The organism is Pseudomonas sp. JAI111, assembly GCF_024809425.1.
Classification (GTDB): domain Bacteria; phylum Pseudomonadota; class Gammaproteobacteria; order Pseudomonadales; family Pseudomonadaceae; genus Aquipseudomonas.
The window spans coordinates 17,155-30,292 of the sequence record NZ_JANUCB010000011.1; the positions used below are offsets into that span (position 1 = coordinate 17,155).

Consider the following 13,138-nt stretch of genomic DNA (forward strand, 5'->3'; position numbering starts at 1 on the left):
AAGCCTTGAATCAGGCCATGATGTCCGAGAACGCCGCCTGGCCCACGGTGCTGACCAGGAAATCAGCCACGCCGTGCCCGGAGAAATCCACCGACAACAGGCTGTTACCGGCCGACGAGGTCAACACCGCATCGCCTGCTGCGCCAGTGAACGAATTCACGAAATGCAGGCCCGCGCCATTGGTGATGCCGGTCAGGTCGATCTTGTCCAGGCCGCTGACAAAGTCGAGGATCTGGTCAGCAGTCCCTGGCCTGGAATCGCTGCTGGCCGCGAACACAAAGGTATCCGACCCAGCGCCGCCCCACAGCTTGTCCGCGCCGCCCGCGCCGTAGAGGATGTCGTTGCCGGCACCACCCTTGAGCTCGTTGGACACACCGTTACCGATCAGCAGGTCGTTGCCCGAACCGCCAATTGCGTTCTCGATGATTGCGCCCTTGGCAATCGACACGTTGCCCACCAGGCCACCGACATCGGAGAACGAGGCGTCATTGAGGTTGATCTTCTGGTTCTGGGTGAAACCGGAGAAATCCAGTGTGTCTTTGCCGCCCGCATCCCACACCGAGAACACCACCTTGTCCGACGCCGAAGACGCGCTCAGGAAGTCGCGACCGGCGTTGGAGTTGAAGCCGTAGGTGGTGTCACCGGTACGGGTGGTGGTGTTGGCACCGTAGAGTTTCTGGATCGCGGCAATGTCATCCATCAACGGCCCGGACGAATAGGCTTCGACACCGCCCTTGCTGAAGTTCTGGCTGGTATTGCTTTCGCTCCAGTAGCTCATGACGCTGTAGCCGCGGGTGTCTTGCCCGTAGGAGGCGTCGTTGTAGGTCGGTGCACCTTCACCGGCGTTGTAGTCGCCAGGATGCGCCAGGCCCAGGGTGTGGCCGATTTCGTGAGTCAGGGTTTGACGACCGTAATTGTTCAGGTCCGGTGTCTTGTTCGGCGTGTAGCTGCTGTTGGTCAGGTACCACGAAGAACCGTCGTAACCTGCACCCGTGCCAGGCAGATAAGCAAATGCCGCTGCGCCGTCCTGACCACCGCTGTAATTGCCGAAGGTCATGTGACCGTCGCCGCCTGTGGCCTTTTCGGCGAAGGTGACATTTGCAACGTCAGACCAGGATTGCATGGCGAGTACAGCCTGGGCTTTTTGTTGCGAGCTGAACTGACTGAAGCCGGTAATACCGTGCTTGTTCATGGTGCTCGACGATGCCGAGGTCAGGAACGTGTAGGTCAGTTCGATTTTGCCGCTGCCGTCCTTGTCCTGGTAGGCAGCAACGTCTCGCAGCAATTGGGTCGCTGCCTGGTCGACGGAATAGGAGGGTTTGCCATTGACCGTGAGATTGCCACCCCGGTCATACTGATGGCTGAAACTGTTGATCTGACTGTAAGCCGAACTCGGTGCAGCCAATGGTGCAAAGGCCTGTTCGGCAAGACCGACAGCGTTGTCTTTTACATTCGACATAAACACACTTCCTTGTTTAGCAATGGAACAGTTTTTTTCAGATAGCGACAATCTCTGGCGAGATCGTCCTATCACTCCCCCAATGAAGGCGAAAGAAAACTGACACAATTCGAAATCAAACGTCTACTGTTTTTTTGACGTCAAGTTGTGTTGTTCCAGCATGTACCCGGAAATAATGCGTGCGCTGTCGAAATAATCTTGTAAATAGGGGGTTTCGGGAAGATTGTCTGACAATTGCCTATTTAAATATTAAATAGGCCTAAGTTATTTTATGACTAAGGCGTCTTGGTTTATTCGGACTTATTAGTATCAGTGCCAGTGAATTGATATCAGTTTAATTATATTTGGCAGGATTCTGGGAGGCGGCCAATACGCAGTCGACCCGCGTTCAAGCCGTAAGGCATTCCATTGCCTCCTGACCATTGTAAGGAGGCAAGGAATCCACAGCGTTACCGGCCTGCCCCCTCAGCTCCCCGTCCGGATCTTGTTCCACACCCGCGTGCGGATTCGGTCGATGTTCAGCGGCATCGCTTCGAGCGCGAACAGCTTGCCCATCATTTCCGGGCTCGGATAAACCTTGGTGTCGTTCTTGATGGCAGGGTCGATCAGGCTGTCGGCCTGTTCGTTGCCGTTGGCGTAGTGCACGTAATTGCTGATGTCGGCCATGACGTTGGGGCGCAGCAGGTAATTCATGAAGGCATAGCCGGCCTTGTCGTCCGGGGCGTCGGCGGGCATGGCGACCATGTCGAACCAGATCGCGGCCCCTTCCTTGGGAATCGCGTAACCGATGTCCACGCCATTCTTGGCTTCCTTGGCGCGGTTCTCGGCTTGCAGGATGTCGCCAGAGAAGCCGACGGCCACGCAAATGTCGCCATTGGCCAGGTCGCTGGTGTATTTGGACGAGTGGAAATAGCTGACATACGGCCGCACCTTCATGAGCAACGCTTCAGCCTTTTTGTAATCTTCCGGGTTTTTGCTGTGATGCGGCAGCCCCAGGTAGTTCAGCGCGGCCGGCAGCAGCTCCGGGCCATTGTCGAGGATCGCCACGCCGCACTTTTGCAGCTTGGCCATGTTCTCGGGCTTGAAGATCAAGTCCCACGAATCCACTGGCGCGTTGTCGCCCAATACGGCTTTGACCTTGGCAATGTTGTAGCCGATGCCGGTGCTGCCCCACAGGTACGGGAAGCCATGTTCGTTGCCGGGGTCGTTGGTTTGCAACGCGTTGAGCAATACCGGGTTGAGATTTTTCCAGTTAGGCAACTGACTCTTGTCGAGTTTCTTTAACGCGCCACCCTGAATCTGCCGGGCCATGAAGTGGTTGGACGGGAACACCACGTCATACCCCGATTTGCCGGTCATCAACTTGCCGTCGAGGGTTTCGTTGCTGTCGTAGACGTCGTAGCTGAAGGCAATGCCGGTTTCTTTCTGGAAGTTCTTGGTGGTGTCAGGGGCGATGTAGTCGGACCAGTTGTAAATCTTCACGGTCTCGGCCGCATGGCTGAGGGTCGCAACGAGCGCAAGGGGTGCCAGAGTCAATGTCTTTCGGATCATGAGTCGATTCCTGTATAGGCTGTTGTGTTTTTTATGGGCTGGCAGGCAATCAAAAGATCAAAATTCAAAAAGTCAGAAAATCAAAACGTAGGTCTTGCGCACGGTTTCCTGGATATCCCAGATACCGGTGCTGTTGGCTGGCAACATCAGTGCGTCACCGGCTTCTATGTGCAGGGTTTCACCGTCGTCCGGGGTGAAGGTGCAGCGGCCCTGGATGAAGTGACAGAATTCCTGGGCGACGATCTGCCGCCGCCAGCGACCGGGCGTGCATTCCCAGACACCGGTTTCAACGCCATCGTCGCGTTCGACGCTGGTGGTCGAGGCCACTGCCACGGGCGTTCCCAATGGAACGGCGACCGGGTTCGACTCTTGCAGTTTCAAGGTTGCGGTGTTTTTGAATTGTGTAATGCCCATGGGAGTACCTGTGGTGTGAGAAACGCTGTTTACTGCATGAAACCTTCCATGAACCCCGCCACCTTGCTGGCCAGCTTGCGCCGCCACGGGGCAGTGGCCGGGTTGGCCAGGGTCTGGTCCTCGTGGACGAAGCTACGGATGATCGCGTTGTAGCCCAGCCAGCGGCAGGGTTCCGGTTCCCAGGTCCTGAGCGTGTCGAGACGTCCTTGTGGCACGACCCACGGCTGGCGGACCAATTCGGTATCACGCTGCAGAATCAGATCAGCCAGGGTTCTGCCGCCCAGATTGCTGGCACCGACACCCTCCCCGCCATAACCGCCGGACAAGGCAATGCCGCTGGCGTGATCACAGAGCATGTGCGGCTTGAAGTGCCGGGACATGCCCAGGTTGCCGCCCCATGCATGGGTGATCTGTACGTTCTTGAGTTGCGGGAAGAGCTCACTGAACAGGTAGCGCCGCAGCTCCACTTCGCGGGTGGTCAAATCGAAGTCGTGCCGTAGCTTGCCGGCAAACTGATATCCGCCACGGGCGCCGAACACCAACCGGTTGTCCGCCGTGCGCTGACCGTAAGTGACCTGACGGCTGCTTTCGCTGAACGCCTGACCACGGCTGAGACCGATTTCGTCCCAGGTCGCGGCGGATAATGGCTCGGTGGCAACCATCAGGCTTTGCACCGGTAATTGATAACGCCCAAGTGGCGGCAACGTCGTTGCGTACCCTTCTACAGCGGGGACGATCCAGCGACTGCGGACCTGAGCCTTGTCTGTACGCAGCGACCCCGATTGCCATTGGGTGACCGCGCTGTTTTCATAGATCTTGACGCCCATGCGCTCCACCGTTCTGGCCAGTCCTCGAACCAACTTTGCCGGATGAATGGTCGCAACGTGCGGTGCATAGATACCGCCATATGGCTTGGCAACTCTGATCTGTTGCGCCAGTTGTTCGGGACTTAGCCAGCGATAGTCGCTTTCGGTCAGGCCCTGGCTGTAGAGCTTGTCGAGATAGTGGCGCAGGCTGGTTTCCTGCTCGGGATAACGGGCTGCACAGTACAGCACCCCGCCTTTCAGATAATCACAGTCAATGCCTTCACGTTCGATGACAACTTCGACCTCATCGGGAATTTCGTGCAGCAAATCGAAGGACGCGCGACGCTGTTCAGCGGGCAAACCGGCCAGCAGGCGGTCTTCGCCCAGCAGGTTGCCCATCAGCCAGCCGCCATTACGACCCGACGCGCCAAAGCCGGCGGTCTGCGCTTCGACGATGGCGATATCCAGGCTGGGTGCCAGGCGCTTGAGGTAATACGCGGTCCAGAGCCCGGTGTAGCCCGCGCCGATGATCGCCACGTCGACGTCCAGATCGCGCTCCAGCGCGGGACGTGCCAGTAAAGGCTCGTCGAGTTGATCCATCCACAAACTGATTGTGCGCCACGCCGACATGCCAGACTCCGCCACTCAAACTTCGATGGCGTCGATCCTAGTGCGTGGGCTCAGGGACTGTCTTGCGCGCGTGCACGCAAAGAAATTTGTTTGGCGTAGGCCATCGGTGACAAACCGGTGTGTTGGCGGAAACAGGTGTAGAACGCCGATAACGAATTGAAACCAGCAGCAAACGCCAGCTCATCGACGCGCACGGGGGCCGTGGCAGCATCCAGCGCGGTGAGTAAATGTTGCAGGCGCGCGCGGTTAACGTAGCGGTAGAAACTCTGGCCCAGCACCTGATTCAGCAGGTAGGAAATCTGGTTGCGGCTGTAACCGCACTCGTTTGCCACGCGCTGCAGGTCCAGTTCGGGGTCCAGATAGGGTTGTTGACGCTCGAAATACTGTTGCAGGTCTTGCGCCATGAAACTCAGTTGCCGTGGTGAAAGCCCCAGGCGACTGGCTGCCGGGCGCACACTGGCAGCCGTATGGCTTTGTGCCTGTTCACGCATCAGCGAGGCGTATTCATTGACGCGCCAGATCAATCCGTCGCGCACCGTGATCGCCTCGCTGGAACGGAAAGACACCAGCCCTTCGCTGCCGCGCAACGTCATTTGGTACTGGATAAATGCGGTGTTGCCGTCCAGGCGAATGCGATCCGAATGTTCAAGCGCTTCATCCGGGTTGCGCGGCATGCTGTCACGCACGTACTCGCGCAGCTCGTCTAGCCCCATGACGCGATTCTGGAAAAAGTCGTTGTACTGAATGTCCGGGTGATAAAGCGCCATCACGCCGTCCAGATCCCGGTATTTCCAGCACAAGTGGTAGCGCATGACCGTCGCGCCGGTGGCCTGGGTTTGCAGCGGACCATCATCATCGGCGTGCATAAAGGACTCGACGAAAAAAAGCCGAGCTTGCCGAAATTCTGTCTCAGCATCAATAAATGCTCACAATCAGCCCAACGCCTGACCAGGCCGACACATGATCCACATCAAAAAAACAGCCGCCAATCGCCAAACGGACTGAAAAAAATCACATGGTTTTCACATCTCGGTGCTACTTTTAAAGGCAGTCACCGGTTGAGCCATTGAAGGTTCTTCCCTCCTAACATGAGCTAATGGAAGCGCTCGATGAAGAAGGCGGGCAACATATGAACAAAGGATCTTTCAGCAAAGTAACGTTTCCAAACGCCTGCCAGCTGATGCGCTGGCATTTTCATCCCATGGGATTCGAGGCGAGCATGGATGCGCCGGGCAGCATGATCGCCCGTCTGTTCGACCGCGCCAGTGGCGAGACCATGATCGCCATTGCAGGCATTCCTTGTGCAACCGTCATGAATGCCGCGGATGTAGAGCGAATAATCGAAGCCGTCGAAGACGAGCTTGAGTCTTTCATTCCACCCGTGGCCCTCAGAAGTTACGCCTGAAGGCCAATCCCATAAAAAAGCCCACATTATGTGGGCTTTTTTGTTGGCGACGGGATCAGCCCCGGGTTTGACCCTGACGATGATCGGCGAAGTACGGCTTGCCCTTGCCGATGCGATCGGACGCCTTGGGCATGTTCGCAGCCTGAGTGTCCTGACCGTCGACATACCAGTAGCAATGACTCACTGCACGCGTGATACCCACGTAGGCCAGGCGTAAAATCTCGTCTTTCTGCGCGTTGTCATACGGCTCAGTGTCGCCTGCCTTGCCGAGGCCAGCCATGCGGTAGACCTGGTTCTTGTAAGGCGAAAGCGTCAGGTGCTGGCAATCTCCCAGCAGAAAAACCGCGTCGGCTTGAAGGCCCTTGGCACTGTGATAGGTCAGCTGCTTCAGTCGGCGTGCTTCGTACGGCAAGCTAGAATCAACATTAACTACTGACTGAATATGCTGCTCTATCAATAACTTATCGCTGCTTTTTCGATAAAGCATCAAGATCGAATCGCCCCGCCGATAGTGCTCGATCAGGCGTTGGGCCATGCCTTGATCGTCACGATCCAGGACATTCACCGGCAACACTGCCTTGGCTTCACCGCTCGCCTTTGCCTTTTTGCCTGCGATCGCCGGAGCTGCGCGGACAATGTGCTCGGCGGCATCGATGATGTATTGATGGCTGCGATAGTTGTCGCTGAGCATGACCTTGGTGGTGCTCGGCGACAGGAACTGCTTGTTGAACTCCATGAAATACGTCGGTGAACTGCCACGCCAGCCATAAATGGACTGCCAGTCATCGCCGACACACAGCAGCGATGAATGCTGCGCACCGCGTCCGACGTGCATCGCCGGACCGCGACTGTGGATTTCGGCCAGGCTGGCACGAATCCACGAGACAATCTGCGGCGAAACGTCCTGAAATTCGTCGATCATCAAATGCGACAAGGGCCTTAGCTGCTCATCACTCAGCAGTTTCAGGTTTTCCGGCGAATGCTCGCTGAACAAGGCAAACATCCGGTTGTAGGTCATCACCGGTGGCTTTTGATCGAGCAGATGATCTTCCAGGGCACGCCAGAACAGGCTCAAGGCCTCGAAGAAAAACCGGTCCGGATCGTCTTTGGCGAAACTCATCTGGGCCACGGCGTTCGGCACGTCCAGCCCCAGGTTTTCGATAAACCCGGCGGTTGCAACAAAACAGTCCAGCAACGGCGCCGATCCGAGCTCGCCTTTAACCTTGTAGTCGAAGCCAGGCCCGGCGCTGGCGTCACCGGCCAAGGAGGCTAATACACGCTTCGAAGACTCGTAACTGTCGAGCCATATCAAAGGCTTACGACAGAAAGCTTGAAACAGGGTGCGCTTAACCGCCCATTCCGCGCGGACCGTCAATTTGGCATTCGGACGGCTGAGCTGTGGATTTTCCGCAGGGTCGAACCCAAGCACCACCCAGGCATCCAGGGTCGGGATGTAACCGTGGCAATGGAACGTTGAGCCGTTGATGTCGAATGTCTGGCGATTCGGTTCGATACCATTGATTGGCCAGGCGCCAGCGCGAAACCACAGGTCTTCGATTGTGTCGCACAGCTCTTCATCACGTTTGGCAGCCAACTCGGTCACCGCCATTCGCTTCTGCACATCGGGGTGATCGCGTTCCAGCTCCTTGAGTTGCAAGGCATGCCGAGACAACGGCTTGATCAGCTCGCGAAAGCGCTCATCTCGAGTGTGCAGGCTGTGGAAACAGGCATTGAGCTGCTGACGCTGAGCGTCGTTGATTCGCAGGTCGAAAGGATTGCTGTCGACCTCTTCATCGCCGTTCTGCGGACGATTGCTGAGGTTCTCGAACGCTTGCAGGCGTTCGAAACCCGGTAGGCTGCGAACCATTGGCAGGATGCGCGAGTGGAAGGTGCGCACCAGGTCGCGCGCCTCTTTGAGGCTCAGCATCCGTCCCCATAGGGCAAACAGCTCGATCAGCTTATTAATGAAGTCTTTGCGCGACTCACGGGTGAAGGTCACCACGGTCATCGAGCCCAGCTCGAAACCCAGGTAATGGGTCAGCAGCAAAATACGCAACACCAGCGTCGTTGACTTGCCCGCGCCCGCCCCGGCGATCACCGAGGTCGAAGGAGTGTCGCTGAAAATCATCTTCCACTGCGCAGCACTGGGTTGCGCATGCGGCGGCAGCAGGCGGGCGACATCAGCCTTCATGCACTTCTTCACGTCGGCGCTCAGTGGCAAGCGCCAATCATCGAACAGATTGTCATCGACGTTGGGCGGCCGGTGTTCGGTCGAGCGCGAATCGCGGATCAACAGTACTTGTCGACCTTCTTCCAGTCCGTCGAGCTTTCCTTCTTTATAGCCGTAATCCACCCCGGCACTGTGCCCGCTGCGAAAACCGTCGGCTTGCCCGTGCAACCAGGAAGCCCGGTGCTGAGCGCGCAAACGAGTCAGGCCATGACCAAAAAATCGGGCGGCCAAGCGTTTGAGCAGCGGCATCTCGGCCAATGGACGGAGTTCGGGAGGAAGATCGGGGGTGTGTTGCGGCACGCGGACTGACTCCAGGGTGTGAGGCTGTTGCGGTTATGGTGTCTGTATTTGCCGTTGAGTTCTAGTGAAATGCTTACAGGTCATTGGCTTATACGATGAAGTGAAGGCTGGATGAGACGATTTCGAGGTTATTAAACATCGATGAATCCGATCTTATTGAGGCACTTTTTACGCTTTTTATCGATTGGTGACTGATAGAAGATGCTCTCCATCAACCACCGGTTCTTGTTTCGTGGCTCAGGCGCTCTGCCCCATGACGAACCTTTTCAGGAGACGATCATGCTTGAACTCAGACCCTTCAAATCCCTGGGCGGCGCCCATCATGGCTGGTTGGATGCGCATCACCACTTTTCGTTCGCCGAGTACCACGACCCCAAACGCATGAACTGGGGCAACCTGCGGGTCTGGAACGACGACGTGATTGCCGCTGGCACCGGATTCCCGAAACACCCACACCGCGACATGGAAATCATCACCTACGTTCGTGAAGGGGCCATTACCCACGAAGACAACCTTGGCAACAAGGGGCGCACCGAAGCAGGTGACGTTCAGGTCATGAGCGCGGGCACCGGCATCGCCCACAGCGAATACAACCTGGAATCGAGCGAAACCAAGATCTTCCAGATCTGGATTATCCCCAATGAGTCCGGTCTGGCACCGTCCTGGGGCGCAAGGCCTTTTCCGAAAGGCCAACGCGAAGGATTCGTGACGCTGGCCAGTGGCAAGGCCGGTGATGATCAGAGCCTGCGCATTCGCGCCGATGCACGGTTGGTGGCAGCGAACCTTAAAGCCGGTGAAACCGCCGAATATCGCCTGGACGGAGGCCGTCGCGCTTACCTGGTTCCTGCCACAGGCGTCATTGAAGTCAATGGCTTGCGTGCACAAGCTCGAGACGGTATCGCAGTGGCCGACGAGCAGGTGTTGCGCGTCACCGCGATTGAGGACAGTGAAATCGTGTTGGTGGACCTGGCTTGAGGCTGTAAAACGCTGGCAAAAAAAAGGGGCGACCGTATGGTCGCCCTTTTTTTCATTCATGAATGTTGGTGACGCTATCGCGAGCAGGCTCACTCCCACAGGGTTTCGCGCAATCCTTGTGGGAGCGAGGGTCGCGCTCAATTATTTCGCGGAAATCGCGCCGTCTACCAGTGTTTGAGCTTCTGCCACCAACTGCTTGAGGTGGTCATCACTCACAAAGCTTTCGGCGTAGATTTTGTAGATGTCTTCGGTCCCGGAAGGACGCGCCGCGAACCAGCCGTTCTCGGTCATGACTTTCAGGCCGCCAATGGCCTGGTCATTGCCCGGGGCGTGACTGAGGATGCTCTGGATCGCTTCGCCGGCCAGTTGAGTCGAGGTGACCTGATCAGGCGACAGCTTGCTCAGCAAGGCTTTCTGCTCAGGGTTGGCCTTGGCGTCGACGCGCACCGAGAACGGCTCGCCGAGCTCGTCGGTCAACGCACGGTAAGCCTGGCTTGGGTCGCGGCCGGTACGAGCGGTCATTTCTGCAGCCAGCAGGGCCGGAATCAAGCCGTCCTTGTCGGTGCTCCAGACGCCGCCGTCCTTGCGCAGGAACGATGCGCCGGCACTTTCTTCGCCGCCAAAGCCCAGAGAACCGTCAAACAGACCGTCGGCAAACCATTTGAAGCCGACCGGCACTTCGTACAGGCGCCGTCCCAGACGTTTGGCCACGCGATCGATCAAGCCGCTGCTGACCACGGTTTTACCCACGGCAGCGTCGGCGCGCCAGTGCGGACGGTTCTGGAACAGGTAATCGATGGATACCGCGAGGTAGCTGTTCGGCGCGAGCAAACCACCGGACGGCGTCACGATGCCATGGCGGTCGTGGTCCGGATCGCAGGCAAACGCAACATCAAAGCGCTCTTTGAGACCGATCAGGCCTTGCATGGCGTGGCTGGAGGAAGGGTCCATGCGGATCTGTCCGTCCCAGTCGACAGTCATGAAGCGGAACGTCGGATCGACCTGTTTGTTGACCACATCCAGGTCCAGACGGTAATGCTCGGCAATCGCCGACCAGTAGCGCACCCCTGCTCCACCCAGCGGATCGACACCCAGACGCAGCTTCGCATCACGGATGGCGTCGAAATCGATCACGTTGATCAGGTCGGCGACATAGGTGTTGAGGTAGTCGTGGCGGTGCGTGGTGCTGGCTTTGAGGGCCTGTTCGTAGCTGATGCGTTTGACGCCGGCCAGCTTGTTGGTCAGCAGCTCATTGGCCTTGGCTTCGATCCACTTGGTGATGTGGGTATCGGCCGGTCCACCGTTGGTGGGGTTGTATTTGTAGCCACCGCTTTGCGGCGGGTTGTGGGACGGCGTGATGACGATGCCGTCCGCCAGGCCGGAAGTACGGCCACGGTTGTAGCAAAGAATGGCGTGGGAAATCGCCGGGGTCGGCGTGTACTCATCGCCTTCGGCGATCATCACGGTAACACCGTTCGCCGCCAGCACTTCCAGGGCGCTGACACCGGCCGGCGTGGACAGTGCATGAGTATCGATACCGACGAACAACGGGCCATCGATGCCTTGGGCTTCACGGTACAGGCAGATCGCCTGGCTGATCGCCAGAACGTGCCATTCGTTGAAACTCAGGTCGAACGAGCTGCCCCGGTGGCCGGACGTGCCGAAGGCAACGCGCTGGGTAGAAATGGAGGCATCAGGCTGGCCGGTGTAATAGGCCGTTACCAGTCGCGGGATGTCGACCAACAATTCTGCCGGTGCCGGTTTGCCCGCAAAAGGACTGATTGTCATGCAAAACCTCTGGAATAGAGTGGTTCAGGAATAGGAACGCAGTTTACTGGCAGTTTGACCGCAGCGCGACGTTATCGATCCCATGCACGATGTTATCCATCTCCGCAGGCCAGGAACGGCACGCGGCTTGGCTCAATCGATCGATTCCAGACGCAAGGCGTCGCCCAGCAGGCCCATTGCCGCCGCGAGGTCGTGGTCGCCACCAAAGGTATGACTCAATCGCAAGTGCTGTGTGTGCAGGCCCTGGAGACTGAACAATTCACCCGGCGCGATCACCACCTGATGGTTGAGCAGGCGCTGGAACACCCGACGAACATCAACCGGGCGCAATGACCGGACCCACACGGTCGCCCCGCCCTGAGGCTCGACGAAGTGCAACGCATCACCCAAGCGCTCTTGCAGCAGCTGGGTCATTTGCATCTTGCGGTCCTTGAGCATCCTGCGCAGCACCACCAAGTGCTGATCGATGCGTCCATTGCCGTACAGCCGTGCGATGGCTTTCTGGCGGATCGGCGACAGGCGGAACGAGCGCAGCAAAAATTGGCGCTGCAGTTCGGCATGCAGTTGGCGCGAGAGCAAATAGCCATAAGGCGCCTCAGGCCCGATGATTTTTTCAAAGGTAGAGAACACGATGAGTCGATCAGGGTCCAGTAAATCGCGAAACCGCTGGCCGTCGGGCTCGAATTCGAGTTCGCCATGGCTGTCGTTCTCCAACACCCAACTGCCATGACGCTCCAGCAACTGGGCGGTTGACTGCCGGTTATTGTGGGAAGCAATGCTGCCACGCGGCATGTTGAGGCCAGATGAAAGCATGACCAGCCGAACCGGTTCGGTCTCCAGCAGTTGCTTTAGCTGCTCCAGATCCAGACTGCCATTGGCTTGCAACGGCAGCTCGATGACTTGAACCTCGGCGTCCTGAAGCAGGCGCAGAATTGCCCAGTCACAGGGCGACTCGACCACGACAATGGCTTCTTTCAGGCAAAGCACGGTGATCAGTATTTCCAGTACGCCACGTAAATCGGCGCCGATATAGACATCGTCGGCGTGCCAGCAACGCGCCGGAGATGAGGTGTAGCGTGCCGCAATGGCGGCGCGCAGTTCCAGTTCACCGCAGGGTTGTGACACCGGTTGCGGCTGACGTGGATACTGGCGCAACAGTTCTCGCTCGAGCAGCAACAGCGGGCTGTCCAGGGGTTGCAGCAGTGCCGGCTCATCGGCGCTCAACACCAGCATTCCCGGGCGCCTGGCGTTCACATAAAGCGTTTCTAGCAGGTCATTGCCACTGCTTAGCGGGCGGACGGACGACACCGGCAACGCGTAGTAACCGGATTTGGCGACCGAGTACACGCGCCCTTCCTTTTCCAGCAGCGAGTAGGCGTACTGGATGGTCGAAATCGATACGCCAAGACGGTCCGCCAATTGCCGCAACGAAGGAAGACGGACACGCGCGTCGCTGACCGGCTCGCTGATCAGGTTCGTCAGGTAGCGGTACACCGCCTGGTAAGCGAAGTCGGTTTCTCGCGGCCCCTTCATGGGAAATGGCCGAGCACGGTACGCGCAGCGCGACGCCCCGGCGTGAA

Annotated in this window: 10 protein-coding genes; 2 read left to right on the plus strand and 8 right to left on the minus strand. The window is 57.9% G+C overall.

What is annotated here, in order from left to right; all coding sequences use genetic code 11:
- Positions 1–10 precede the first annotated feature (10 nt).
- From HNR03_RS26685 to HNR03_RS26705, 5 genes are all read right to left on the minus strand, one after another.
- Positions 11–1,459 carry a serralysin family metalloprotease gene (locus HNR03_RS26685; RefSeq protein ID WP_259157033.1) on the minus strand — a complete coding sequence of 483 codons (1,449 nt, stop codon included), beginning with the start codon at positions 1,457–1,459 and terminating at the stop codon, positions 11–13.
- A 465-nt stretch (positions 1,460–1,924) separates the two neighbouring features.
- On the minus strand, positions 1,925–3,010 hold the full coding sequence (locus HNR03_RS26690) for a polyamine ABC transporter substrate-binding protein (protein WP_222586885.1): 1,086 nt from the start codon (positions 3,008–3,010) through the stop codon (positions 1,925–1,927).
- A 72-nt stretch (positions 3,011–3,082) separates the two neighbouring features.
- Positions 3,083–3,424, minus strand: a complete 342-nt coding sequence (locus HNR03_RS26695) for a cupin domain-containing protein (protein WP_090184196.1) — start codon at positions 3,422–3,424, stop codon at positions 3,083–3,085.
- 29 nt (positions 3,425–3,453) lie between these two features.
- Positions 3,454–4,860, minus strand: a complete 1,407-nt coding sequence (locus HNR03_RS26700) for an FAD-binding oxidoreductase (RefSeq protein ID WP_259157041.1) — start codon at positions 4,858–4,860, stop codon at positions 3,454–3,456.
- Between the two features lie 50 nt (positions 4,861–4,910).
- Positions 4,911–5,726 (minus strand): nuclear transport factor 2 family protein, encoded by an 816-nt coding sequence (locus HNR03_RS26705; protein WP_259157042.1) that lies wholly within the window; start codon positions 5,724–5,726, stop codon positions 4,911–4,913.
- A 263-nt stretch (positions 5,727–5,989) separates the two neighbouring features.
- On the opposite strand from HNR03_RS26705, the gene HNR03_RS26710 reads away from it, so the two are divergent.
- Positions 5,990–6,265, plus strand: a complete 276-nt coding sequence (locus HNR03_RS26710; protein ID WP_090188743.1) for a DUF1652 domain-containing protein — start codon at positions 5,990–5,992, stop codon at positions 6,263–6,265.
- A gap of 55 nt (positions 6,266–6,320) precedes the next feature.
- Here HNR03_RS26710 and HNR03_RS26715 read toward each other — a convergent pair whose 3' ends face one another.
- Complete coding sequence (locus HNR03_RS26715) at positions 6,321–8,795, minus strand: UvrD-helicase domain-containing protein (protein ID WP_259157044.1); 2,475 nt, start codon at positions 8,793–8,795, stop codon at positions 6,321–6,323.
- Between the two features lie 279 nt (positions 8,796–9,074).
- Between HNR03_RS26715 and HNR03_RS26720 the strand changes: the two genes are divergently transcribed.
- On the plus strand, positions 9,075–9,770 hold the full coding sequence (locus HNR03_RS26720; RefSeq protein ID WP_222586891.1) for a pirin family protein: 696 nt from the start codon (positions 9,075–9,077) through the stop codon (positions 9,768–9,770).
- Positions 9,771–9,911: 141 nt separating this feature from the next.
- Here the strand turns inward: HNR03_RS26720 and pgm are convergent, their stop codons facing one another.
- Positions 9,912–11,558 (minus strand): phosphoglucomutase (alpha-D-glucose-1,6-bisphosphate-dependent), encoded by a 1,647-nt coding sequence (gene pgm, locus HNR03_RS26725; protein ID WP_222586892.1) that lies wholly within the window; start codon positions 11,556–11,558, stop codon positions 9,912–9,914.
- A gap of 132 nt (positions 11,559–11,690) precedes the next feature.
- The gene (locus tag HNR03_RS26730) at positions 11,691–13,091 is read right to left on the minus strand and encodes a PLP-dependent aminotransferase family protein (RefSeq protein WP_259157045.1); all 1,401 of its coding nucleotides are present in this window, start codon (positions 13,089–13,091) and stop codon (positions 11,691–11,693) included.
- Positions 13,092–13,138 lie beyond the last annotated feature (47 nt).